We start from the raw sequence: 25,208 nt of genomic DNA, 5'->3' as shown, positions 1-25,208 counted from the left end.
AAAGAAAACGATTTATAAGCGATACTTCCGAAAAGCGATATAGCTTGGAGTTACTCAACTGTCATATGATGTGTGATAATAACAAAACTTCATTAGTAAAGGATGAATTTTTAATGGGTAAAAATGGAAACTTTCTCAAAAAAGTAGGGTTAGCATTACTAAGTATTTTAATCGTTGCTAGCACTATCTTCCAGACGACAATTGTAAAAGCAGCAACAAGTTATGGCTCACAATTTTTAAACACAGTAGAACTTTTAGATAAAGATGGTGTGCCACAAACGAATTTTGGTTACTACGACAATATGGACGTACATTACACATGGTCTATTCCTAATTCGAAAGACGTAAAAGCAGGCGACACAATGGATTTCACTTTGCCAAGTCAATTAGCTCTGGCAACTGATCTCGCTTTTGACGTGAAAGATAATAAGGGACAAGTAGTTGGAACGGCCACTGTAAAAAGAGAAACCAATCAAGTAACGCTCGTTTTCAGTGATTATGTAGAAAAACATTCTGATATTAAAGGGGAGCTAGATTTCTGGACCGCTTTTAACCAAAAAATAATTACTGGAAATGAAACGATTAATTTGGAGTTTCCTCTTGGATATGGAACAACCGGAATAGACGTGGGAATTGGCGAGAAGAAAACAGTTAGCCCAACAGAAACGCTATTCAAATACGGTTGGGTCGACGCTAGTAATCCAAGTTTAATTCATTGGGTTGTTCGAGTGAACTACGCCAAAGCGAACATTCCAAGTGCCTTTCTTATGGATACCATCGGCGCCAAGCAAATATTAAATTTTGACTCTATCAAAGCGTTTCACGGAACTTATTCAGCAGACGGAGTATTTACAGCAGGCACGCCGATTTCCAGCACCAATTTTTCTGCAACGAGCGATGGATTCAGAGTAGATTTCGGAACTCTAACTGATTCCGTCCAAATTTCTTATACAACAACCGCGACAGATGGCGGGAAGTCCACTCAGTACGATAATACCGCCACATTAATGGGAATCGATTTTGCCACGAAACAAACATCGACTTGGACACCAGCATCAGGAGGCGGCGGTGACGCGGACGGCAAAACTGGTTCCGTCACACTTACGAAAAAAGATGCGAAAACAAAGGCAACTCTTACAGGTGCAGAGTTCAAACTGGTAGATTCAAAAGGTACTATTTTACAAGAAAACATTGCAACGGATGCAAACGGGCAACTTACAATTACCAACCTGAAATTTGATACTTACCAATTAATCGAAACAAAAGCCCCGGATGGCTACAAACTTGATGCGACACCAGTAGAATTCACTATTGGCGAAAATAACAATGCGATTACCGTAACAAAAGAAAACACGCTCAACACCGGATCCGTAGAACTAACAAAATTAGATGCTACAACAAAAGCAACCCTAGCAGGAGCGACATTCGAATTACAAGATAAAGACGGAAATACATTACAAACCGGCTTAACTACGGATGAAAATGGCGTCCTAACAGTAACAGATTTAGTACCAGGAACTTACCAATTTGTAGAAACCAACGCCCCAATTGGTTATGAAATCGATACTAGCCCAGTCATTTTCGAAATCGTAGCTAGCGAGACCGACCAACCAGTAAAAGTAACAAAAGAAAACACACCAGAGACACCAACACCACCAATTCCAGTGCCACCAGTACCAAATGAACCGACTATACCACCAGCAAAACCAGAAGTACCAGTCACACCTAACAAACCAGAGCCTAGCAAAAAAAGCCCAATATCAACCAAAGTAAGCACAACCATAAAACTTCCAAAAACCGGCGATACACCACTTGTTAATGGATGGGGAATACTACTCGTAGCCATTTCAGCGAGCGGACTAATTGCCCTTAGAAGAAAATAACAAAAAACCGGAAGCACTATAATAAAGTGCTTCCGGTTTTTTACATTAAATTATTTTTTGAAGTAAAAAAGGTAATAAATCCAACGATAGCAGAAATGGTTATCAAAACAGAGCATATGATGCTGATGATAGAAAGCACTTTGGTTGTTTTATTAACAGATGTAACTTCTATTCGAATGGAACGGTTACTATAGAGAAGAGTTAGAATAGCGATAATTAATCCAAATGGTACAACAAATGAGATGATTGAAAAAACAAGAGCAAGTATGTCTTTATTTTTTTTCGTAGTTGGCATGGTGTCCTCCCGTTTGATTCACTAGTTTTCTTTTATTGTATAATTCTTAATAGTATAGTGCAAGTATGGATTTATCGTATTTTTATGCTTTGAAAATAACAAAAAACCGGAAGCACACTTTTACAGTGCTTCCGGTTTTTTCATATTGTTCTAGTCTGATCTTGCAAAACAGCCTTCAACGAATGATATGCTGTTATAGATAGGTTTAAGTCAACACGATTAATCTGTTGTGCCATCTGTGGTTGAATACCAGAAATGAACGCCTCAACACCAAGCAGTTTGAGCACGGTTACCAAATTGTTGAGCATTTCTCCAAGCGCATCGTCAAAAGATGTAATTCCCGACAAATCGATACAAAGCTGTTCCACGCCAAGTTGGACGCATTTGTTTGCTGTGATTTCGGATAATTTGTCTGCTCTATCACGGTCCACTCGTCCCATTAAAGGAAGTATCGCCAATTTGTCAGTAATTGAAATGACTGGTGTGCTAATTTCTTCAATTAAGCGGTGTTGTTGTTCTAAATGTTTAACGATGTCATTGTAGTACATTGCCGAGAAGGCCTCGTTGATTCGGTCAAATCCGTGGTTAACCATCGCCATGCTTGATGAAAAATCGCATTTAGATACTTCATCATTATGAATACAAAAGTCGCCAACCGCAGCTACAAATTCCCGGCGTAGTTTATCTAAGGTAGTAATAACTTCAGGTAAAGGCACTTCATTTTCCATGCGACGCGCGTACATGTTATCAAGCCATTTATCCAGTTTTTCAAAGAAAGCTTTTTTACCAGTGAAATAAGAAATGATTAGGTCGGCAGTTTGTTCACTATCAGCGCGCAGTTCATCTTTGTATCGCGGCGAGTAAACAAAGCTAGTATACGTATTTTCATTTTCATAAATTTTTGATAACCAATTGTTAATAATTTCTTCGGTATGAGCCCTTAAATACAGTTCCATACTTCCGTTCGATTCATTCATACCAGACAACCCCTTCAAGTCTAAGTATAATAACTACTTTTCTTATATTCTATGCTCAAAAAGGTGTACTGTCCATTTAAATTTTGGAAAAAAAGTTAATTTATTGAAATTGTAATATTAGTTAACAAAATCATCGTTATTTTTTTGTTAAAATTCCGAAGCTATTTAGGCTTGGTCATGGTATAATATTACAATATGGATAGAAAGGAAGTTTTTTGTGGGATTACAGGATGAACTTACAGTGATGCAACCAGTGGTCATGAAGATTTTTTCAAAAAGTGTCCGCGAAAATCGATTATCTCACGGCTATTTATTCGAAGGATCAAGTGGTACAGGGAAGAAACGCACAGCACTTTGGTTAGCTCAGAGCCTTTTTTGTTTAGAAAGCACTGAAACCGAGCTTGCATGTGGAAAATGTGCCAATTGTACGAGAATAGCGAGTCATAATCATCCGGATGTTCATTTGCTAGAGCCAGATGGAGCTAGTATTAAGATTGATCAGGTTCGCGCGCTAAAACAAGAATTAAGTAAACGCGGGATGGAATCAGATCAAAAGGTAGTTATCATTTACGATGCAGATAAAATGACTGTTCAATCAGCCAATAGCCTGCTGAAATTTATAGAAGAACCAGAAGGCGGTTTGTTATTATTATTTTTAACAACAAATCCCGGGCAAATTTTGCCAACGATTCAATCAAGACTGCAACCTGTCACATTTAAATCACTGACTTTTGATAGTCTACTCGCTTCGCTAACAGCAGCAGGCATTTCCGAACAAAAAGCGCGGATTTATGCTAGCATTACTGGAAGTGTAGAAGAAGCGAAGGCGTTTGAAGAGAGTGAGTGGTTTGGTGAGGCAAGAAATGTAGTCATCAAGTTGTACGAAGGAATTCACCATCAAGGGACCAGCCCATTAATTATCATTCAAGAATCATGGACGCCACTTTTTAAAGAGAAAGACAAGATGGCGCTTGGACTCGAATTGTTGTTACTGCTGTACCGCGACCGGCTACACCTTACGCTTGATGAGAACTACGAACCAATTTGTACTGCGCAAAAAGAAATGCTCGGACAAGATGCACTGCGCAAATCACTGTCCGAAACCACAGGGGAAATCGAGAAGATTCTCGCTGCGAAATCAAAACTGGATTCCAATATGAACACGCAACTTCTAATGGAGCAGTTAGTTCTGGAAATCCAAGGGAGGTAATCGCTATGCTTAAAATTGTAGGCGTCCGTTTTAAAGACGTTGGTAAAATATATTATTTCTCACCTGGCGAACTGGAAATAACAGAAAACCAAGGTGTTATCGTTGAAAATGCACAAGGAATTGAATTTGGTAAAGCAGTCATTGAGCCGCGCTATGTGGACGAAGAAGATGTTGTTTTACCACTTAAAAAAGTACTTCGTGTTGCAACCGAGGCGGATTATAAGTGCGTTGCTGAAAATGGCGATTCTTGTCAGAAAGCCTTTTTATTATGTGATGAAAAAATCCGTGAACGCGAACTTGAAATGAGTTTGGTTGATGTCGATTACACATTTGACCGTAATAAAATCATTTTCTACTTTACAGCAGAAGGTCGCGTCGATTTCCGGGAGCTCGTAAAAGATTTAGCATCCGTTTTCCGGACTCGCATCGAACTACGCCAAATCGGTGTGCGTGACGAAGCGAAATTACTTGGCGGGATTGGCCCATGTGGTCGTATGCTTTGTTGTTCCACTTTCCTAGGTGATTTCGAACCCGTTTCCATCAAAATGGCGAAAGACCAAAACCTATCCCTTAATCCAACGAAAATTTCTGGTTTATGTGGACGTTTAATGTGCTGTTTGAAATATGAAAACGATGAATATGAGCAAGCAAAACGTGAAATGCCTGATGTTGGTGTGAAAGTAAAAACTCCAGAAGGCGCAGAAGCACGTGTTTCGGGAATCAACTTGCTTTCTAGAATCTTACAAGTGAGTTTGCCCGAAGAAGAGACGGTTATAGAATACGAATTGGACGAGTTGCGCCCATTCAACGAATTTCTAAAACAACCGGCAAAGTCTTGAGGTGAAAAAATTGGATAAAAAAGCTATTTTTGACTCAGTCAGTAATATGGAGGAGCGAATTGGCGAATTGTATCAGCAACTTGGAGATCTAAAGACAAACTTAGGCGAAATGTTGGAAGAAAATAACCGATTAAACCTTGAAAACGAACATTTGCGACGCAGACTTTCTTTAACGGATGAAGCCGCACCAGAACCTAAAGCCGAAACAGAGGCAGAGCATGGTGTGATGGCGCCCAACCGCAAAGAAGCAATGCAGCAAATGATTGAACTTGGGGAAGGTTATGACAATCTTGTCCAACTTTACAAGGAAGGGTTTCATGTTTGCAATGTACATTTCGGCAGCCCGCGCGGCAATGATGAAGATTGTTTGTTTTGCTTATCCTTGCTCAATAAAAAATAACATGACGGGCCTTTCTCGATTCAGGAGAAGGGCTTTTTGCTAGAAAAGGTGAATCATTTGGAAAAACTCAAATTAATAGGCGATGAACGACTAGATTACTTACTAGCGGAAAATTTGCGGATTATTCAAAGCCCATCCGTATTTTCATTCTCGATAGATGCGGTTCTCCTTGCGAAATTCAGCTATTTACCCATTCGAAAAGGGAAGATAATTGATTTGTGCAGCGGGAATGGGATTATTCCTTTACTACTTAGCACGCGGACAGAAGCGAAAATAGTTGGCGTTGAAATCCAACCGCGACTTGCAGATATGGCGAACAGAAGCATTCTTTATAATCATTTGGAAGCGCAAATTGAAATGATTGAATACGATTTGAAAAATATTACAGACCTCATTCCAAAAGAGCGCGCAGATATCGTTACTTGTAATCCGCCGTATTTCGCAACACCAAATACTAGTTTGAAAAATACCAATGAACATTTTCGGATTGCTCGTCATGAAGTAATGTGCACACTAGAAGATACGATTCGTGTGGCGGCCAGTCTTTTAAAACAAGGCGGAAAGGCCAATTTTGTCCATCGGCCGGAACGTTTGTTAGATATTATTGATTTAATGCGGAAATATCGCCTAGAACCAAAGCGCATTCAATTCGTGCATCCGCGACTAGACCGGGAAGCGAATACGGTCCTTGTCGAAGGAATCAAAGACGGAAAACCAGGTGTGAAATATGTTCCGCCTGTTATCGTGTATGATGAGCAGGGCGAGTATACACCAGTGATTAAGGAGATTTTATATGGCGAAAGCGAGTGAGCATTTCTTTTATGTGCTAAAATGTAATGATAATTCATATTATGGTGGTTATACGACCGATGTTGTGCGCCGGGAAGCCGAACACAATGCCGGGATTAGGTGCAAATATACAAAAACACGCCGACCCGTAAAAGTAATTCATTTTGAAAAATTTGAAACAAGAAGTGAAGCTACAAAAGCAGAAGCCGCATTCAAAAAATTATCACGTAAAAATAAAGACGCCTATTTAATCGAACAACGGGAGGAGGAATCCGAATGATAAAAAGTCAAAAAAGCTTTAGCGGAGCGAGCCAAGGAGCATTGTATTTAGTGCCGACGCCAATTGGGAATTTAGAAGATATGACTTTCCGGGCAATTCGCATGCTAAAAGAAGCAGATATTATTGCAGCGGAAGACACGCGAAACACGGTGAAACTTTTAAATCATTTTGAAATTACAACCCGAATGACAAGTTACCACCAGTTTACGAAAGAAAATAAAGAAGATAATATTATTCAGCGAATGCTAGACGGGGAAGTGGTTGCGTTAGTTAGTGATGCCGGAATGCCTTCTATTTCTGACCCGGGTTACGAACTAGTCCAAAATGCGCTAAATGCCGATATTCCAGTTATTCCATTACCGGGAGCGAATGCTGCTTTAACTGCATTGATTGCGTCAGGTCTCGCGCCGCAGCCATTTTACTTCTACGGTTTCCTGCCACGTCAAAATAAAGAGCGTAGCCAAGCGGTCGAAAAACTAGCCGCTCGCGAAGAAACGTGGATTTTGTATGAATCGCCACATCGTTTGAAAGAAACGCTAAAAGCAATCATTAAAAGTACTGGAAATGACCGAAAAATTGTCCTGTGTCGTGAACTTACAAAACGATTCGAAGAGTTTTTACGTGGAACGGTAGAAGACGCGCTAAACTGGGCGACGGATGAAGAAGTACGCGGGGAATTTTGCTTGATTATCGAAGGAAACGCCAATCCACCTCTTGCAGAAGAACAATTGTGGTGGCAAGAACTTGATATTAAAACACACGTGAGTACCGTTATGGAACAAGAAAACATCAGTTCCAAAGAAGCGATTAAAACAGTGATGAAAGCGAGAAATTTACCGAAACGAGAAGTGTATTCCGCCTATCATGAAATAAAATAAAAACATGCGCGAAGTCTTAAACGAGGACTTCGCGCATGTTTTTTTATAATGTATCACCAAATCGGCGTTTGATTTCTTCCATTAACTCCGCGGCACCTTCTTTACTAAGCGTCAATTTGCCATCCACGAATTTTTTATTATCAACAGAAAACTCCCCAGTAACATCACATACCAAACCAGCAGAGTACTTTTTCAACACAATCGCATCTTCATCTGTAAAAATTTCTAACGGATCTTTGACATTTAAATTCATGGTCCGTCTAATTTCAATCGGGATAACCACGCGACCAAGTTCGTCGATTTTTCTTACCATTCCAGTCGATTTCATTTTCTCACCTTCTTGATAATTTTTATTTATTTTAACAGAAAATTAAAGGAATAGGAATGATTTCATAGTGAAAAGGGTATAGAGCATAAGTAGACGAATTAGGGGGATAAGAAATGAATATAGTTATAGCATTAATTCCGGCAGTAATGTGGGGGATTATGCCGTTAGTTGTTTCGAAAATCGGTGGTAAACCGAGGCAACAAATCATTGGTACGACATTCGGAGCACTAGCTTTTGCAATTGGTGTCTTTATTTTTACAAATCCAGAATATACCGCAACGATAATTATTGCTAGTTTTGTCTCAGGGGCATTTTGGAGCTTAGGGCAAATGAACCAGTTCCGGGCCTTTACGCAAGTTGGTGTTTCGAAAACAATGCCACTTTCGACTGGGATGCAGTTAGTTGGTACATCACTTTTTGGTGTATTCGCCTTCCATGAATGGGGCACAACATCCAAACTAGTATTAGGATTTTCCGCATTAGCACTTATTATCATCGGGATATTTTTAACAAGTTATCAACAACATAAAGACGAAAATTCCGGTCAAAATATGAAAAAAGGAATTATCACTTTACTTATTTCATCGGTTGGTTACGTAGGTTATGTCGTTATTACTCGTTGGTTTGATATTAGTGGTTGGGATGCAATTTTACCACAAGCGATCGGGATGGTTGTCGCAGGATTGCTATTCTCGATTAAATCCGAAGAGAAACGTTTCACAAAGCAAACGTGGTTGAATATGATTCCGGGTGTTATGTGGGCAACAGGTAACTTAGCCTTGTTATTCTCCAACAAATTAGTCGGAATTGCCACAGGTTTTTCACTCTCGCAAATGGGTGTAGTAATCTCAACAATTGGTGGAATTCTGTTCCTTGGAGAGAAGAAAACGAAGAAAGAATTGATTTTGGTCATTATCGGAGTAGTTTTAGTAATTATCGGTGGAACGATGATTGGAATAGCCAAAAGCTAAAACGGAACTTTCGATTTGATATATGCTCCATGATATACTTGAAATAATCTAAATTAAAGGTGGTAATGTTAATAATGAATGCGAAATTAGAAGTAAATGCTGATCTGGTCAAAGAATCCTATGTCTATTTATTGTCGCGCTATCTCGTTTTACGTCAAGAAAATTTTGATACAAAAGAAGATAAAATTCCTTATAACACACTGAAGCATAACTCAGTCTCACCAGCAGATGCAAACTTTGTAAATCCGAATTTTGACGTAGTTTATTCAGAAGCTTGGGTCGCAGTAGATGATGAAAATGCAGTTATTTTAGAAGTGCCGGAAATAAAAAATCGGTACTACACAGTTCAACTTTTAGATGGTTGGGGCGAGGTTGTAAATAATATCAACGAGCGTAACTTCCCGGACCATCCTTATGGAAAATTTGCTTTCGTTAAAAAAGGAACAAATCCTTCCGTGCCAAGTGACGCTGTAAAAGTTGAATTACCATCAGAAAAAGTAAAATTACTCCTTCGCGTAGAACAAAAAGATGATCCAGAAGGTGCAGTAAAACTTCAAAAAGCATTCAAATTCGACGCTCCAGACAATATAAAAATCAAAGAACCACTTGAAATTCCGCATTTTACTAACGCAGAATTTTTATTAGAAGAAATTTATTCCAATTTAGAAGCATTATTAGCAACATATCCGGATAAAATGCCAAAAGCCGCAGAATTCCAAGATAAAGCAAGAAAAGTGGCAGCCTATATAGAGCTTGGCGAGGAACAAAAAAATGAAGTAAGAGAGTTAATTAAGAAAGAAGCTATTCCATATTTTACTAACGGTGCAAGAGGCTTCGGTACGCAAAAAGGTGGCTGGTCGATTACATACGTGGTCGGCGCATTCGGAAATGATATTCTATCACGCGGTATCATTAATTATGGTGGTATTTGGGCGAATACAATCCAAGAATCACTATATTTCATCGGTCAAAAAGGCACTGACGGCGGTCAATTAACTGGGGATAAAGTATACAAAATCCATTTCCCAGCAGATGAACTTCCATCAGAAATGGCAGATGCATTTTGGTCCGTGACACTGTACAGCGTTCCGGATTATCACGTAATTCCGAACAAACTAAATAAATTCTGCATCAATGATTACACAGGTCCAAAACGAAGCGAAGACGGCAGCTTAACGCTTTATATTGCGGCCGAAAAGCCTGCTGATGTAGATCCAGGAAACTGGTTACCGAGCAAGGCTGGACAAGAATTCTCCTTAAACTTCCGGTTATATGTTCCAAAACAAGAAGTACAAGAAGGAAAAGTGTTCTTACCACCGCTTGAAGTGCTTTAATTCTCACGATAAACTAAGTATGAAACTACCTCTTTTGGGGAGTGACATACTTAGTTTTTTTATGTGGAGACTAGAAAAAACTAGCTTTTTGTACCGAATTAAGACTCTTTTGAAGGGTTTTGATTAAAAAAATGCCGTTTGTTCACCGAAAAGACACAAATGAAGCTTTTTCAAAAGAATAGAGATACTAAAATCAGACCTTCGAGAATAATATATCTGTTATGATAGATACTATTAGATAATATTAATGACAACCTGGAGGAAGCAAAAAAATGAGAAAACTACCTGTTGTTGTTTCTCTTGCTTTGTGTTTTAGCCTAGTTAGTCCAAGTTTGTATGCTGATGCAGATACAACAACTGCGGACCTCATCACTAAGGAAGCAGTAAATGACGATAAAGATTTAACAAATAATGAACCAACAAAAGACGCAAATAATCCACAGACAACTACTGATTCAAACGCACAATCAGCTAGCGAAGATACCTCAAACTCATCACCCAACCCTACAGCCAAGAAAAATATACTAAAAAACAATTTGAAATCAACTTCTGAAAATGGAAATACGTATGCAGACATATTCCCAGATGCTAATCTAGCCAAAGTAATCGCCAAAACTATCAGCGGAAACGAAGATATTAATGCGGAAGTAACAGATGCTGAATTACAAAGTGTAACTAATTTAGTAGCAAACAACCAAGGCATTACCAGTTTAGCGGGGATAGAACGCTTAACGGCGTTAGAGAGTATTAATGTGAACTACAACGAACTGACAAGCATAGATCCATTGTTCGATATCTCTACGCTAAAATCCATTAGCGCAAACAATAATAAGCTTTCAGGCACATTTAGCATGGTCAAAACGATGCCAGAATTAGAAACTTTAGACGTATTCTATAATTCTATCAAAGAATTAGACGTCGAAAATCAGCCCAAACTAGTGACCCTTTCAGCGGATGAACTAGAACTCCAAAAGTTATCGCTGAAAAATCTGCCGCAATTAAATGCTATTGGTAGAAATATCGGCAGCGTTAGTATTGACTGGGGTGAATTAGAAAGCGTAAACTTAGTCAATTTGCCAAAAATCCAACGAGTAGATATTAGTGGGAACTATTTAACGAGTGATGATTTGCATTTAGAAAACCTACCTGGAGTTACGGGTATGGATCTAAGTAGTAATGAACTTACTGAGTTGCCGCAACTGACCGATTTTACAAAACTAACTTCTATTAATGTGAGAAGTAATAATATTGGTAAGCTAGATTCGAATAAACTTGTTAACGTACCAAATCTTGCCAAACTATACGCGGATAAACAAACAGTGATTCTGCCAAAAACAATAGCAGCAGGAGATTTCACCGTCCAAAATCCTATTGAAAACTTAGCGGGGCAAATTACAGCGCTAAAAACAATTTCAAATAACGGAACTTACGTAAATCCAAACATTACATGGACAAGCGAAAATTTAACAGGTTTATCGAAGGTTTCCTATACATTTGATGAAGATATCAATAGCCCGACAGTTGTTGGGAAATTCACAGGAACCGTGACACAACCAATTGAAGTGAAAGCTTTACCGGTTATTACAGCCGATAAAAGTATTTTGTACGAACCAATCAATCCAAAAGACGAAGCAACCTTTTTACGAGATATTCATGCATCTGCTTCTGAAAATGGTCAAATTACTAGTGATTACAGTGAAGTAGTCGACTTTAACACACCCGGCAACTACACGGTAACACTCCAAGCAAAAAATGACTTTAATATAAAAGCGATTCCAGTCACAGTCGTTGTGCATATTAGTGATATCCAAAAACCACAAGTAACGGTTGTTTCAAATGACATTAACTTTGAAGTGGGGACGGAACTAACAAGTGAGGCGTTTCTTGCTAAATCGGGCGCGGTCGTTACAGATCCATACGATGAAGCAATCAAGATGGAAGTGGACTTAACCGAAGTCGACACAACGAAACTAGGAACTTACGAAGCAACAATAACTGTGAAAAGCAAAAGTGGCGAATCAGCTGACCCGGTGAAAGTCACTGTTGAAATTGTCGATACAGAAAAACCAGTTATTCATATCGTTAATCCTGAAATAACGGTAGCGAAAGATAGCGAATTAACAGCCGAACAAATCATTGAACAAGCTGGGATAACTGCAACAGATAACTATGATGAAGAGGTAAGTATACAGCTAGATTTTTCCGCTGTGAAAACGTCCAAACCTGGTAGTTATAAAGTAGCTATTTATACGGAAGACGCTTCTGGCAATCGTTCGGAAACAGTGACAATCACTGTGAAAATTCCCGAACCTCAAAAAGGAGAAGTAACCGTTAAATATATCGATAGCGAGAACAATGAATTAGCTGGAAGTAGTACGCTTACTGGCGAATTAGGTACGGCGTATGAAACAATCGCTAAAGAAATTCCGGGATACGTGCTGGTAGAAAGTCCAACCAATGCGAGCGGAATTTTTGAAGAATCTGGGCAAACTGTTCAATATGTGTACGTAGCAATCGGTATTAGTTCCAGTAATCCAGCACAAGCACAAACTAGTGTTGTACCAGTAACACCGAAAAATGATTCGGTTGTTTCAGCTGAAAAATCACCAAGCAAAGTAGTGGCTAATCAAATGCCAATCAACCTTCCAAAAACAGGTGATAGCGCTAGTTTAATCTTTGTTTTCATGGGCGTTCTGTTGATAGCTGGATTAACCGTTTCTAAAACTAGAAGAAAACATTAAGCAAAAAAATCACCCCGTAAAAATTTTACGGGGTGATTTTTTTTATTTCTTTTTAAATAACAGTAATGGTGCGCTGATTAAAATGAGCAGTGCTCCGAAAATAGTGGATGATGTGTTTTGATCAGTATCGCCAGTTTTTGGTAAAGCGCTATAAGTTGTTTTTTCGGTGGAATGGTTAGTAGTAACTTTATTAGTAGCTGGTTTTACGGTACTTGGTTCATTTACCACTGGATTAACAGGTTTAATTGGATTAACGGTGATAGGTGTTGGTGTAACGATGTCTTTTTTATAAATGTAATCAACTGTTTGTGCGGTATCGGTGAAAGTGCCAGCTGCATTTTCAGGTGTAGTTTCTAGCGTATAACCGGCGATTTTTTTGCTTGTTGATTGGTAGTTACTATCGATAGTTCCGCTTAATGTGTCGGATGCTGCGATTTTATTCCCAGCGCTATCAAGATAATTGACGGTTATATTTGCCCCGGCTACAGGCGCGGGAGTGGCGATATGAACTGTCACATTCACCATATTTGAGACATTGCCAGCTTTATCGGTTGCTTGAACAGCGACTGAATAATCCCCACTGACTGCTAAATTAACAGAGGAAGTAAAATTGCTTGTAAGACTAACAGTGGAGTCGTAATTATCAGTAACGCTAGCATTGATATCTGTTAAAAATTGTTCTTCAGTAACGCTGCTTCCAGGATTGTAAGTGATGTCTGTTTTATCGACTTTGACAACAGGGGCATTAATATCTTTCGGTTTTAGCGTGCCATTTGAGACGGACTTGTTACCAGCTTTGTCTTCGCTTGTAGCAGTTGCGGTCGCTAGCAAGGAATCGATGTTTGCTTCTCCGCCTTCACCTGAATAAGACGTTTTCCAATCAAACTTCACTTTTGCTTTGGATAAACTGTCCCAACTAGTAACTTTATCGAATTTAAAAGTAACGGTGTTAGTGGAGCTGTCAAAACTAGTTGTGCCTACCTGATTGGTAATATCTTCTCCACCTACGGAAACTTGTAAATCTGTATAATTCATACCCGTTGGTAGTGCTAATGTTATTTCAAGTTTGTAATCTTCTTGGGTTTGGTTTGTTAAAACTGGGAATGTAAGAGTGGATGTGTATTTATAAGGAGTATTCACGTTCTCGCTTATGCTTTGTACTAAGGAATTGTCGTCGCGAGTGTCGGCGAGAGCTGAGATGGGTGTAAGTGCTATTTGACCAGCGAGAGAGCTTAAAATAATAATGCTGGCAATGGTTTTTTCTTAGGAAACATTTTTTTAAATAACCTCTTTCCTTAAATTGAATTTATTACAATTTAAGTGTAACACCTATATTTTGAGCGTTAGTTTAATGCTAGTATCTTAATTTGGTTCTTTTTGTCTAAAATATGGCTAATGAGAATCATAAAAAGGCGCTTTGGTAGGAATGTTTTTACGATTAGCGTAATATAAGTGCTTTTCACGCCAAAACCCCCTACCATCTTCCAGCTATTTCCGCTATAATGAAGTAATTGAAAACTAAATTAAAGGATAAACAAGGAGGAAAACGATTTGAACATTATGATTGCGCTGATTCCTGCATTACTTTGGGGGACAGTTCCGCTAATTATTACAAAATTTGGCGGTTCAACAAGGCAACAAACGATGGGAATGACACTAGGGGCACTCACTTTTGCGGTAATCGTTTTCTTCTTTACAGATCCTGTTTATACGCTGAAAACAGTGAGCATCAGTTTTATCACCGGGTGTCTTTGGAGTGTGGGGCAGATGTTCCAACTGCGCGCTTTTAAAATCATCGGGGTTTCTAAGGCGATGCCAATTTCAACTGGGATGCAATTAGTTGGGACGACGCTTTGTGGGGTTATTTTATTTCATGAATGGGATACGACGCTTCGGATTATTCTTGGATTTATTGCGCTAGCACTAATTGTTGGCGGGATTTTCCTTACTTCCTATGCGGAAAAAGAAGAAGATGGCACTAATGCGTTGAAGCAAGGCTTAATTACGTTAGTTATTTCATCTTTAGGCTATGTGGGCTTAGTTGTTCTAATTCAAGGATTTAAAATTGACGGGATTAATGCAATTTTACCTCAAGCGATTGGGATGGTTTTAAGTGCTCTCATTATGACGCATAGTGGTGGCACGGAAAAACGCTTTAATAAACGTACATTATTACTAATTATACCGGGAATGATTTGGGCGGCAGGGAACGTTGCGATGGTTCATGCTAATCAGCTTGTTGGTGTTGCGACCGGCTTTTCGCTTTCGCAATTAGGAGTCGTTATTTCGACAATCGGCGGTATCGTACTTTTAAAAGAAAAGAAGACGCAAAAAGAAATGCTTTATGTTATCGTGGGCGTAGTTTTAGTTGTTCTCGGCGGGATTTTAATTGGCGTTGCAAAAGGCGCTTAATTAATTATTTCGTTTAGCGCGAAAAATGATATAATAATACTAATTGTTTTATTTTTAAGGAGGGAATTGTGTTGCCTGAAGAGAAAAATACGTTTTATATTACAACACCAATCTATTATCCAAGCGGAAAAGCGCATATCGGACATGCTTATACGACTGTTGCGGGGGACGCGATGGCTCGTTATAAACGCTTAAAAGGATATGATGTTTTTTACTTAACTGGAACAGATGAACACGGTCAAAAAATCCAAGCAAAAGCGAAAGAACGCGGAATTTCCGAACAAGAATACGTAGATGAAATTGCAGAAGGTTTCCAAGAACTATGGAAAAAACTAGAAATTTCAAATACAGACTTCATTCGTACAACACAAGACCGTCATAAAACATCGGTTGAAAAAATCTTTGAACAACTTTTAGAGCAAGGCGACATTTACTTAGGTGAATACGAAGGTTGGTACTCTGTTTCTGATGAAGAATACTTTACAGAAACACAGTTAGAAGAAGTATATAAAGATGAAAATGGCAAAGTAATCGGCGGAAAAGCCCCAAGCGGCAATGAAGTTGAGCTTGTTAAAGAAGAATCCTACTTTTTCCGTATGAGCAAATACGCGGATCGTTTAGTAGAATATTATAATTCCCATCCAGAATTTATCCTTCCTGAATCCAGAAAAAATGAGATGATTAATAATTTCATCAAGCCTGGTTTGGAAGATTTAGCCGTATCAAGAACGACTTTTGATTGGGGTATTAAAGTTCCTGGTAATCCAAAACACGTTGTTTATGTGTGGATTGATGCGCTTTCTAACTACATTACTGCGCTTGGATATAATACGGACAATGACACGAAATTCCAAAAATACTGGCCAGCAGATGTACAAATCGTTGGGAAAGAAATCGTTCGTTTCCATACAATTTATTGGCCAATTATGTTGATGGCACTAGATTTACCACTTCCAAAAATGGTGTTTGGCCACGGCTGGATTCTAATGAAAGATGGTAAAATGTCTAAATCTAAAGGGAACGTTGTAGACCCTTATATGCTGATTGATCGTTACGGTTTAGACGCGCTTCGTTACTACTTACTACGCGAAGTTCCATTTGGTTCAGATGGTCTATTTACGCCGGAAGATTTTGTTGACCGTGTAAACTATGACCTTGCCAATGACCTAGGAAACTTGCTTAATCGTACAGTAGCAATGATTAACAAATATTTTGATGGTGAAATTCCAGTTTATCAGGGCAACGTGACTGAATTCGACCAAACCTTAGTAGATTTCAAAAACAATGTCGTGAAAGAATACGAAGGCAGCATGGATCATATGCAATTCTCTGTGGCATTAAACCAACTTTGGTCACTCGTTTCACGCACAAATAAATATATCGACGAAACTGCTCCATGGGCTCTTGCTAAAGATGAAGATAAACGCGCTGAACTAGCGAGCGTAATGACACATTTAGCAGAAACTTTACGCATTATCGCGGTACTACTGCAACCATTCCTAACAAGAACACCAGGCGAAATCTTCTTACAACTCGGCTTACAAGAAGAAAACTTGAAGAAATGGGATAGCATTTATGGTTACGGTGAAATTCCAGCAGGCACAACTGTCGTGAAAAAAGGTACGCCAATTTTCCCAAGACTTGATGCAGAAGTCGAAGTTACGTATATTCAAGACGAAATGAAAGGCTCTGCACCAGCTCCAGCTGAAGAAGTGGCAGAAGTCGAAGCGCTTGAAACACCGCAAATCGGCATTGAAGATTTCGACAAAATCGATCTTCGTGTGGCGGAAGTAAAACAAGTAGATAAAGTGAAAAAAGCAGATAAACTTCTTTGTTTCCAATTAGACTTAGGTGAAGGGAAACTGCGCCAAGTGCTTTCGGGTATTGCAGAATTCTACCAACCAGAAGACCTAATCGGCAAAAAAGTTATCGTCGTTTCCAACTTAAAACCTGTGAAACTTCGCGGACTAATGAGCGAAGGCATGATTCTCTCAGGTGAAAAAGACGGCAAGCTAAGTGTGATTGAAGCAAGCAGCGCACTGCCAAACGGTGCGAAAGTAAAATAATAAATGTGAGTCCTAATTCAGTGGAGTTAGGGCTCATTTTCCGCCTGTAAAAAAACTTTCAAAAAAAGATTGCATATTGCAAACGATTACAATATAATGTAACTATACTTACTTAATTCAATGAACGAAGTAAGTGGTCATCCAGAAGTGAAGGAGCCTAAAAATGGATATCTTAAGAAAAGGGAATAAAGACTTAATTAAAGACATAAATCGCTACACCGTGCTGAATTTAATCCGCGAAAAAGGAGAAATCACACGAACAGAGATTGCAAAAAAATGCGATTTTGGGATGTCTACATTAACGTATATTTTAGATGATTTGCAGCAAGAAGGCATTATTTTAGAAGGGGCCGAAACATCATCTACTGGAGGCAGACGTGCCAAGTTAGTAAGATTTAATAAAGATTATGGGTTTGTTGTTAGTGTCAAAGTAGAAGAGGAACAACTTCTTTTTGCGTTGACTGACTTAAATGCAAAAATCATTGAAAATACTTCCATACCATTTTCCTCAGAGAAAAAACCGGAAGAAGCAATCGATTTAATTGCTGAAAATGTGAAAAAGATGTGTGGAAACAGAGATATGGACCATTTGCTAGGTGTCGGAATTGCAATTTCAGGGCTAGTAAATCGTAAAAAAGGAACAGTAATCCGCTCTACAATGCTAGGCTGGGAAAATGTTGCTTTAGAAGCAATGCTAAATGTTCACTTCCCTGATATTCCAGTATACGTAGATAAAAATATAAACTGCTACACACTCGCAGAACTATGGCTAGGCGAAGGAAAACAATCCAATAATTTTGCGACGGTTTCAGTTGGAGCTGGTCTTGGTTTATCGGTTGTTATTAATCGCCAAATTTATTACGGCGCGCAAGGTGGGGCCGGCGAATTTGGACATACAACGATTCAACCAGGCGGATACAAATGCCACTGCGGCCAAAAAGGTTGCTTAGAAATGTACGCATCCGAATTTTACTTCCGAAATCGCGGCGAAGAAATAAAAGCGGCTTATCCCACATCCGATTTAAATGATTTTCATTTTGACAATGTGGCAAAGAGCGCGCGTGCCGGAGACGAAATGGCGACAGAACTTATGGATAAAATGGGTGAATATTTAGGATACGGGATTCGAAATATCATTAACACCTTCAACCCCGAAAAAGTAATCATTGTCGGCGAAGGTTTGCACCATAGAGATTTATTCTTAACTAAAATTGATGAAATTGCTTCACAAAACTTTTTTTCAGGGGCTGGCTTCGAAACGGAAATTACAACAACGTCTTTAGAAGATCCTGCATGGTTACAAGGTGCGGCTTTACTAGTCATCCACCAATTATTCCAGGTGCCAATCTATGAAGAAGAACAAACTTTACTGCGTTAAAAGTACATAAATTATTTCAGGAGGTTATTTTCACATGGTTGGTATGACTAGAAAGAAAACACTATTTTGGCTATGCATTTTCTTGCTCCCCAATTTACTAGGTTTTCTCATTTTTATTGCAATCCCAATCCTAGGCTCACTCGGCATCAGTTTTACCGATTGGGATTTAGTGAGTACGATTCACTTTACTGGATTTGAAAATTACAAAAGACTATTTAATGACCCGGAATTTTGGAAGTCATTTAGAAATACAATCACGTTTATCATCGGTTATTTACCAAGCGTAATGATTCTTGGACTTGCCTGTGCCTTGATGTTGAATCAAAAAATTAAACTAAGACCATTTTTCCGAGCTGTGTACTTCTTACCCGTGATCACTTCATGGGTAGCAGTTTCACTTGTTTGGAAATGGCTCTTCAATCCTTCATACGGTCTCATCAATTACTTCTTATCTTTAATTGGAATTGCTGGACCAAACTGGTTAACAGATCCACAAACAGCGATGATTGCAGTTATTATTACTAGTGCGTGGAAAGATATTGGTTTCGTTATGGTGCTGTTCCTTGGTGGATTGCAAAATATTTCACCATCTTATTACGAAGCTGCTAATATGGACGGAGCATCGAAACTTCGTCAGTTATTTTCCATTACTATCCCTTTGCTTACCCCGACCACATTCTTTGTGACGATAATTTCGCTTATCAACTCATTCCAGGTGTTTGACCAAGTGATGATTATGACAGAAGGTGGTCCAAGTGGGTCGACGATGACTCTAGTCCAAAATATTTACAACCATGCATTTAGATACTTCGAAATGGGCTATGCTTCCGCGATGAGTTGGATCTTGTTTATTGTTATTTTCATCATTACAATTATTCAAAATAAACTTCAAAAAAGGTGGTCCAATTACTAATGAAAAAAGAAAAAAGTGGTTCACCAAAATGGCAATTAATTAAAAATATCTTAACCTATACGATTATCTCGCTAGGTGGAATTATCATGATTATGCCGTTTGTTTGGATGTTATCAACTGCATTTAAAACAGGCGCAGCGAACATGGTTTTACCGCCTCAGTTTATACCTAAAGAACCGACAACGGCAAACTTCACTCAAGTATTTGAAATGTTCCCAATGTTCCGATTTCTGATTAACTCAGTCGTTGTTGCAATTGTAACGACACTTGGTCAAATGCTGTTTTGTTCAATGGCAGCGTATGCATTTGCAAGAATCCCTTTCTGGGGTCGCGATAAATTATTTTTACTTTACTTGGCGACTATGATGGTGCCAGCTCAGGTTACGATGATTCCGCAATTTATCTTGATGAAACAATTCGGCTGGTTAGATTCTTATGCAGGACTGATTGTACCAGCGCTATTCAGCGTTTTCGGCACATTCTTGTTACGCCAAGCATTTATGGGAATTCCGAAAGAACTAGAAGAAGCTGCGTTTATGGATGGAGCAAACCATTTTACGATTTTCCGAAAAGTTATTTTACCACTAGCAAAACCTACTTTTGCGACACTTGGGATTTTAACTTTTATGCAATCTTGGAACAGTTATTTATGGCCATTAATCGTGACAAGTTCACAAGAAATGGCAACTTTACCTTTAGGATTATCACTTTTACAAGGTAGATATGGAACGAATTACGGTTTGATGATGGCGGGAGTACTAATTAGTGTTATCCCGATTCTAGCAGTGTACCTTTTTGCTCAAAAATATTTCATCCAAGGAATGGCAATGAGCGGAATGAAAGAATAAAAAACCAACAAAAAAGGAGAGTTACAAATGAAAAAAGGTTTATTATTGTTAATGGTAGTTGTACTGTCTGTATTTGGTCTTACGGCTTGCGGCGGTGGTAGTAGCAGCGATAAAACGGAAATCACGTATTATCAATTCTCTGCCCCAGCTGATGGAAAAGCACTTGATAAAATGGTAAAAGAATTCGAAAAGCAAAACCCTGATATTAAAGTAAACGTTCAAACAATCGCATTTAATGATTACTTCACAAAATTACAAACGCAAATTGCGGGCGGAGATGCTCCGGATGCTTTCGAACTTAACTACGAAACTTTCATGCAATATGCGGAAAAAGGTGTACTTGCAGATTTAACCAGCTATATCGAAAAAGACAAAGATTTTGACCCATCGACACTTAATAAACAAGCGTATGATGCGTTCAAATATGACGGCAAACAATACGGAATGGTAGAAAGTTTCTCCAACGTAGTAACAATTTACAATAAAGACCTTTTTGACAAAGCAGGGGTTGACTACCCTACAGCTGACTGGACTTGGAAAGATGAAGAGGCCGCAGCGAAAAAATTAACAGACGCTAAAAATAAAGTGTGGGGAACTTCCCAACCGGTAACGATGAACGAATTCTACAAAGTAGCAGCGCAAAATGGTGGTTCGATTTTCAATGAAGATTTAACGAAAACAACGATTAATAGCCCTGAAAATGTAGCGGCACTAACTCACTTAACAGGTGAAGTAACTGATTCAAAAGTTGCGCCTTCACCGGCTGACCTATCTGGACAATTACCAGAAGATCTATTCATGAATGGCCAAATCGCAATGCTTCATACAGGTATTTGGATGTTCGATATGTTCCAAGATGCTCCATTTAAATGGGACGTACAAGTAGAAGCAGGCAATACGCAAAAAGCAACTCACTTCTTTGCAAACGGAATTGGTGTTTCGAAAGACTCTGATAAAAAAGAAGCGGCATTCAAATTTGCTTCCTTCATGAGTGCGAACGAAGAAGCAGCGAAAATCAGAATTGATAACAACTGGGAACTTCCAGCAACTGAAAACAAAGAAATTTTACAACCATATTTAGATGCAACTCCTCCAGATAATAGAGAAGCGGTATTCGAATCCTTACAATATATGGTTCTACCTCCAGTTGTAAAAGATTGGAACAAAATCAGTGATTATACAAACTCTGAATTCGAAAAAGTATTAAACGGTCAATCAACACCAGAAAAAGCACTGAAAAACAGTGAAGACAACATCAACAAAACAATGGGATTTAAATAAGTAAAACGAGTGGCAGGGACGTTTGTAAGTAACTTTACAAATTAGACTGCCACTTTAGTATATCCAAGAAAGGAAATAGAACATGTCTAAATTCACAAAATTAATGCAGGGTTACTTGCATTTAATAGAAGGAAAAAACGAAAAAATTAAACCGATTTTGGCGGAAACAAAACCCGATTTGCAGGCGGATTCTGTCCTTGAAACAGCTTCATGGCTATGGCTCAGCAGTAAAATCAATCATTATGATAGAGCGGAAGTAGAGCCCGTTATTTCTTTCTTAGTTGAAAATTGGAATCGTCCGGAAAAATCTGTTTGGGGTTCCGCGGAGAATGATATTTATTTAGCGACAATTTCAAGTGTGTATTCTGCTTTGTTAGATGTGAAAAACACCTTCCCAAAACCAGAATTACAACAAACAATTACAACGATTCGCGACTATTGTTTTGATAATTTACTTAAAGGAGATAGCGTCCTTACTGGATTTAACACCCGAAAAGTATCCACCGACCAACTGCTTTCTGTACTTCCATTCGGCCTTTTTTCGCCGGAAGATCTTGTTATGGTAGCAGCTGTTGGCAAAATGGAACAACAATTAGTGCAAGATGACGGTGTTTTGCCTTACTCTGGCGCGCCGAAAGTTAGCTCATTTGCGACGGCACTGCTGGCACTTTACTTCTTGGAGAAAAGTGATCAAGATAAAGCATTGCATTATTTGAATATGGCGATAAAAATGGAAGACAACGACGAACTTGGCGCGATTTTCATTGCGATTAACCAAGCTTTCCGCGCAATGGAAAGTGAAGTAGCCGCGCATATTTTGCATGACCCATTTGGACATGAAAACCGTTATGAGCAGCAACTAACCGAGCGTACGCCGCATTATCCGGAAACGGAAATGCATTTTTCGGCTGCCTGCGAAGTTATTTCTGACATCGAAGCAATTCAAGTCGAACTAGTTTTAAAAGAGAAAGACTGGACCATTTTATGTGAGAAAAAGGAAAAAAATGATGTGCAAATTTGGGAAGCGCTCGTGCCTCCGCTAGAAGAAGTTGGTGCGTATTCGTACTATTTCCGAGCAACATTGAAAGACCAAACGACTTTGACATCAGAGGATTACATTGTCGAACCGATCTGGAAACACTGGTCAGAAGAAGCCGCAATTTGCGAGACGGAGCAAGGTTTGATGGTTTTATTCAAAGAAAATCCAACAAGCGTCATCCCAGTTGAATTTACTGTGAAATCCGATGAACTTGTAGTCGGGCTGAAACCGTCATTTAACGCAAGCGATATAAAAACAAAAGCATCTGGCCGGCTGAAAAAAGGCGATATAGAGATTGTTATTTCCAACAACCCAGTGCGAATTGAAGTGCATTTTAAAAACAAACTAATTTTAGAATCCCATAAAATTTATCCGGCGCTACAATGGTATACCGATAAAACGGGCACGATCAATAAAGTGAAATTACACTTGGATGCGCCGAAAGAAGAAGAGTATTATGGTTTCGGCGAACGGTACAATGCGTTAGGTCAGCGCGGGAATGTGCTCGATTGCTTTGTTTATAATCAGTATCGTGATCAAGGAACAAGAACGTATATCCCGATGCCGTTTTACCATACGAACCGTGATTATAGTGTGTTTGTTGATACTGCTCGTTACACAAGCTTTGATTTGGGCAGCCAATTAGCCGATAAGCATACAATTACCGTTGAGATAAACGGCTGCGATACAGATATTTGCCTATTGATGGGTGATATTCGTAGTGCGGTTGCCAAGTATATGAAGAAAACTGGGAAACCAGCGATGGTTCCAGTTTGGGCGCTTGGACCGTGGATGTCTAGTAACAACTGGGACCGCGAATCTGTCGTTCGAAATGAAGTGGAAACGACGCAAGAATTGCAAATTCCGTCAACGGTTGTCGTGCTCGAACAATGGAGCGATGAAGCGACTTATTACATGTTCAATGACGCCGAATATGATGAAAAAGCGCCATCCGAAGCATATTCCTACGATGAAATTAGATTCCCTTCATGGGGCAGATGGCCAGATCCAAAAGGAATGGTTGACTATATCCATGACAATAAAATGAAATTAATTCTTTGGCAAATCCCAATTCAAAAATACTTAAATCGCCAACAGCATCCACTAAAAGACCGCGAAGAAGCCTATATGATTGAAAAAGGCTACGTAGTGAAAAATCCAGATGGCTCACCGTACCGTATTCCAGAAAACTGGTTCACAGAAAGCTTGATTATGGATTTCTCCAACGAAGAAGGCAAAAAATGGTGGTTCGATAAACGACAATACTTAATTGATATTGGCGTCGATGGCTTTAAAACAGACGGCGGCGAATTCGTCTTTGGTGAAAATCTACAATTTGCTGATGGCAGACGCGGCGATGAAATGCGCAATCTTTATCCGAATGATTACGTAGAAGCGTACTACCAATTCGCGCAACAAAATAATGGGATGACATTTAGTCGTGCTGGCTATACTGGCGCACAAAATTTCCCGGCGCACTGGGCTGGTGACGAACGTTCTACTTTTGATGCGTTTAGAAGATCACTTATTGCTGGACTTTCAGCCGGATTTTCCGGAATTCCGTTTTGGAGCTTTGATTTTGCGGGCTTTAATGGTGATATTCCGACTGCCGAGCTATTTATTCGTTCTGCTGAAATGGCTACTTTCTGCCCAATTATGCAGTATCATGCCGAAAGTAAAGCCGAATTCAACCAAGACCGGACGCCGTGGAACATTGCTTCTCGGACTGGTGACGACTCGGTTATCCCGATTTACCGCCATTTCGCGAATGTAAGAATGAACATTTTACCTTATATTTATAATGAATCGTTGAAATCTGTCGAAACTGGCATGCCGATGATGCGTGCGCTTCTGCTTGATTATAAAGAAGATCCGCGTGTTTCAGATATGTATGACCAATATTTATTCGGGGAAGCTATGCTAATCGCGCCAGTAATCGAAGACGGCGTGCGTTCCAGAGAAGTATATTTGCCAGAAGGAACTTGGTATGACTTCTGGAATGGAACAAAAGTGAGCGGACCGACTTTACGCAAATGTAAAGCTGATAAAGAAGAAATCCCAGTTTTCATTCGTGGCGGAAAAGCAGTGCTATGTAATGTAGACGCTACGTTGAAACTTGGCTCATGGGTTGGAAATACGGTAGAAGAATACGACACTCCATTACTAAAAGTTTATTTAGATGGAGACTTCACAGAAGAAATTACTGATCACTTATCAGAAAAATGGCTCGTAAAAGTAACCGAAAATGCGGACGAAGTAATTGTTTCTGTTCAAACAAATACGGCTTCCTATGAAGTTGAAGTAATCGGCACAACCAAAAAAGTACAAATAAAGAAAGGAAGATAA

At 39.2% G+C, this 25,208-nt stretch carries 21 protein-coding genes; 17 read left to right on the top strand and 4 right to left on the bottom strand.

The window, feature by feature from the left end:
• The first annotated feature begins 113 nt into the window (after nt 1-113).
• Nucleotides 114-1,883 carry a SpaA isopeptide-forming pilin-related protein gene (locus tag HCJ55_RS07990; RefSeq protein WP_185517699.1) on the top strand — a complete coding sequence of 590 codons (1,770 nt, stop codon included), beginning with the start codon at nt 114-116 and terminating at the stop codon, nt 1,881-1,883.
• Nucleotides 1,884-1,923: 40 nt separating this feature from the next.
• Here the strand turns inward: HCJ55_RS07990 and HCJ55_RS07985 are convergent, their stop codons facing one another.
• Both HCJ55_RS07985 and HCJ55_RS07980 read right to left on the bottom strand, forming a co-directional pair.
• The gene (locus HCJ55_RS07985) at nt 1,924-2,178 is read right to left on the bottom strand and encodes a hypothetical protein (RefSeq protein WP_185502704.1); all 255 of its coding nucleotides are present in this window, start codon (nt 2,176-2,178) and stop codon (nt 1,924-1,926) included.
• A 140-nt stretch (nt 2,179-2,318) separates the two neighbouring features.
• On the bottom strand, nt 2,319-3,155 hold the full coding sequence (locus tag HCJ55_RS07980; protein WP_185517697.1) for an STAS domain-containing protein: 837 nt from the start codon (nt 3,153-3,155) through the stop codon (nt 2,319-2,321).
• A gap of 217 nt (nt 3,156-3,372) precedes the next feature.
• Between HCJ55_RS07980 and holB the strand changes: the two genes are divergently transcribed.
• From holB to rsmI, 6 genes are read left to right on the top strand one after another with little or no spacing between them, the layout of a single operon-like run.
• Complete coding sequence (gene holB, locus HCJ55_RS07975) at nt 3,373-4,365, top strand: DNA polymerase III subunit delta' (RefSeq protein WP_185517695.1); 993 nt, start codon at nt 3,373-3,375, stop codon at nt 4,363-4,365.
• Nucleotides 4,366-4,370: 5 nt separating this feature from the next.
• Nucleotides 4,371-5,204 carry a PSP1 domain-containing protein gene (locus tag HCJ55_RS07970; RefSeq protein WP_008946566.1) on the top strand — a complete coding sequence of 278 codons (834 nt, stop codon included), beginning with the start codon at nt 4,371-4,373 and terminating at the stop codon, nt 5,202-5,204.
• A 10-nt stretch (nt 5,205-5,214) separates the two neighbouring features.
• Entirely contained in the window at nt 5,215-5,604 is a 390-nt protein-coding gene (gene yabA / locus HCJ55_RS07965) for a DNA replication initiation control protein YabA (protein ID WP_070759419.1), read from the top strand.
• 57 nt (nt 5,605-5,661) lie between these two features.
• Complete coding sequence (locus HCJ55_RS07960) at nt 5,662-6,414, top strand: tRNA1(Val) (adenine(37)-N6)-methyltransferase (protein ID WP_185502945.1); 753 nt, start codon at nt 5,662-5,664, stop codon at nt 6,412-6,414.
• Nucleotides 6,398-6,673 carry a GIY-YIG nuclease family protein gene (locus tag HCJ55_RS07955; protein ID WP_070294334.1) on the top strand — a complete coding sequence of 92 codons (276 nt, stop codon included), beginning with the start codon at nt 6,398-6,400 and terminating at the stop codon, nt 6,671-6,673. The genes HCJ55_RS07960 and HCJ55_RS07955 overlap by 17 nt, the downstream gene beginning before the upstream one ends.
• The gene (gene rsmI, locus HCJ55_RS07950) at nt 6,670-7,551 is read left to right on the top strand and encodes a 16S rRNA (cytidine(1402)-2'-O)-methyltransferase (protein WP_185504160.1); all 882 of its coding nucleotides are present in this window, start codon (nt 6,670-6,672) and stop codon (nt 7,549-7,551) included. The genes HCJ55_RS07955 and rsmI overlap by 4 nt, the downstream gene beginning before the upstream one ends.
• A 43-nt stretch (nt 7,552-7,594) precedes the next feature.
• On the opposite strand, the gene HCJ55_RS07945 is transcribed toward rsmI, so the two are convergent.
• The gene (locus HCJ55_RS07945) at nt 7,595-7,879 is read right to left on the bottom strand and encodes an AbrB/MazE/SpoVT family DNA-binding domain-containing protein (protein ID WP_003725491.1); all 285 of its coding nucleotides are present in this window, start codon (nt 7,877-7,879) and stop codon (nt 7,595-7,597) included.
• A 113-nt stretch (nt 7,880-7,992) separates the two neighbouring features.
• On the opposite strand from HCJ55_RS07945, the gene HCJ55_RS07940 reads away from it, so the two are divergent.
• The 3 genes from HCJ55_RS07940 to HCJ55_RS07930 all read left to right on the top strand — a co-directional run bounded on the left by HCJ55_RS07940 (nt 7,993) and on the right by HCJ55_RS07930 (nt 12,925).
• Entirely contained in the window at nt 7,993-8,850 is an 858-nt protein-coding gene (locus HCJ55_RS07940; protein ID WP_009911764.1) for a GRP family sugar transporter, read from the top strand.
• Between the two features lie 65 nt (nt 8,851-8,915).
• Nucleotides 8,916-10,184, top strand: a complete 1,269-nt coding sequence (locus tag HCJ55_RS07935) for a DUF1214 domain-containing protein (protein ID WP_008946572.1) — start codon at nt 8,916-8,918, stop codon at nt 10,182-10,184.
• A gap of 272 nt (nt 10,185-10,456) precedes the next feature.
• On the top strand, nt 10,457-12,925 hold the full coding sequence (locus HCJ55_RS07930; protein WP_185517693.1) for a LapB repeat-containing protein: 2,469 nt from the start codon (nt 10,457-10,459) through the stop codon (nt 12,923-12,925).
• A gap of 42 nt (nt 12,926-12,967) precedes the next feature.
• Here the strand turns inward: HCJ55_RS07930 and HCJ55_RS07925 are convergent, their stop codons facing one another.
• Complete coding sequence (locus HCJ55_RS07925) at nt 12,968-14,179, bottom strand: MucBP domain-containing protein (protein WP_185518001.1); 1,212 nt, start codon at nt 14,177-14,179, stop codon at nt 12,968-12,970.
• Between the two features lie 297 nt (nt 14,180-14,476).
• On the opposite strand from HCJ55_RS07925, the gene HCJ55_RS07920 reads away from it, so the two are divergent.
• The 7 genes from HCJ55_RS07920 to HCJ55_RS07890 all read left to right on the top strand — a co-directional run bounded on the left by HCJ55_RS07920 (nt 14,477) and on the right by HCJ55_RS07890 (nt 25,208).
• A complete protein-coding gene (locus HCJ55_RS07920) occupies nt 14,477-15,337 on the top strand; it encodes a GRP family sugar transporter (RefSeq protein ID WP_185502699.1) in 861 nt (286 codons plus the stop codon).
• Between the two features lie 65 nt (nt 15,338-15,402).
• Nucleotides 15,403-17,403, top strand: a complete 2,001-nt coding sequence (gene metG, locus HCJ55_RS07915; RefSeq protein WP_311773393.1) for a methionine--tRNA ligase — start codon at nt 15,403-15,405, stop codon at nt 17,401-17,403.
• A gap of 163 nt (nt 17,404-17,566) precedes the next feature.
• Entirely contained in the window at nt 17,567-18,781 is a 1,215-nt protein-coding gene (locus HCJ55_RS07910; protein WP_008946580.1) for an ROK family transcriptional regulator, read from the top strand.
• A gap of 34 nt (nt 18,782-18,815) precedes the next feature.
• Nucleotides 18,816-19,694 carry a carbohydrate ABC transporter permease gene (locus tag HCJ55_RS07905; RefSeq protein ID WP_185502697.1) on the top strand — a complete coding sequence of 293 codons (879 nt, stop codon included), beginning with the start codon at nt 18,816-18,818 and terminating at the stop codon, nt 19,692-19,694.
• On the top strand, nt 19,694-20,542 hold the full coding sequence (locus tag HCJ55_RS07900) for a carbohydrate ABC transporter permease (RefSeq protein WP_185502696.1): 849 nt from the start codon (nt 19,694-19,696) through the stop codon (nt 20,540-20,542). The genes HCJ55_RS07905 and HCJ55_RS07900 overlap by 1 nt, the downstream gene beginning before the upstream one ends.
• A gap of 27 nt (nt 20,543-20,569) precedes the next feature.
• Entirely contained in the window at nt 20,570-21,823 is a 1,254-nt protein-coding gene (locus HCJ55_RS07895) for an ABC transporter substrate-binding protein (protein ID WP_185502695.1), read from the top strand.
• An 82-nt stretch (nt 21,824-21,905) separates the two neighbouring features.
• Entirely contained in the window at nt 21,906-25,208 is a 3,303-nt protein-coding gene (locus HCJ55_RS07890) for a glycoside hydrolase family 31 protein (RefSeq protein WP_260451368.1), read from the top strand.

It is taken from the genome of Listeria marthii (assembly GCF_014227425.1).
Taxonomy (GTDB): Bacteria; Bacillota; Bacilli; order Lactobacillales; family Listeriaceae; genus Listeria; species Listeria marthii.
Note: the sequence above shows the minus strand (reverse complement) of the source record. Positions and strands in the feature narration are given on the sequence as shown.

Bases quoted from the DNA above. Each gene is read 5' to 3' on its own strand.
- HCJ55_RS07935 (WP_008946572.1), top strand. From the start codon at position 8,916: ATGTTAATAATGAATGCGAAATTAGAAGTAAATGCTGATCTGGTCAAA.
- HCJ55_RS07900 (WP_185502696.1), top strand. From the start codon at position 19,694: ATGAAAAAAGAAAAAAGTGGTTCACCAAAATGGCAATTAATTAAAAAT.
- HCJ55_RS07890 (WP_260451368.1), top strand. From the start codon at position 21,906: ATGTCTAAATTCACAAAATTAATGCAGGGTTACTTGCATTTAATAGAA.
- HCJ55_RS07895 (WP_185502695.1), top strand. From the start codon at position 20,570: ATGAAAAAAGGTTTATTATTGTTAATGGTAGTTGTACTGTCTGTATTT.
- HCJ55_RS07970 (WP_008946566.1), top strand. From the start codon at position 4,371: ATGCTTAAAATTGTAGGCGTCCGTTTTAAAGACGTTGGTAAAATATAT.
- HCJ55_RS07985 (WP_185502704.1), bottom strand. From the start codon at position 2,178: ATGCCAACTACGAAAAAAAATAAAGACATACTTGCTCTTGTTTTTTCA.
- HCJ55_RS07980 (WP_185517697.1), bottom strand. From the start codon at position 3,155: ATGAATGAATCGAACGGAAGTATGGAACTGTATTTAAGGGCTCATACC.
- HCJ55_RS07930 (WP_185517693.1), top strand. From the start codon at position 10,457: ATGAGAAAACTACCTGTTGTTGTTTCTCTTGCTTTGTGTTTTAGCCTA.
- HCJ55_RS07955 (WP_070294334.1), top strand. From the start codon at position 6,398: ATGGCGAAAGCGAGTGAGCATTTCTTTTATGTGCTAAAATGTAATGAT.
- HCJ55_RS07905 (WP_185502697.1), top strand. From the start codon at position 18,816: ATGGTTGGTATGACTAGAAAGAAAACACTATTTTGGCTATGCATTTTC.
- HCJ55_RS07940 (WP_009911764.1), top strand. From the start codon at position 7,993: ATGAATATAGTTATAGCATTAATTCCGGCAGTAATGTGGGGGATTATG.
- HCJ55_RS07990 (WP_185517699.1), top strand. From the start codon at position 114: ATGGGTAAAAATGGAAACTTTCTCAAAAAAGTAGGGTTAGCATTACTA.
- HCJ55_RS07910 (WP_008946580.1), top strand. From the start codon at position 17,567: ATGGATATCTTAAGAAAAGGGAATAAAGACTTAATTAAAGACATAAAT.
- rsmI (WP_185504160.1), top strand. From the start codon at position 6,670: ATGATAAAAAGTCAAAAAAGCTTTAGCGGAGCGAGCCAAGGAGCATTG.
- HCJ55_RS07945 (WP_003725491.1), bottom strand. From the start codon at position 7,879: ATGAAATCGACTGGAATGGTAAGAAAAATCGACGAACTTGGTCGCGTG.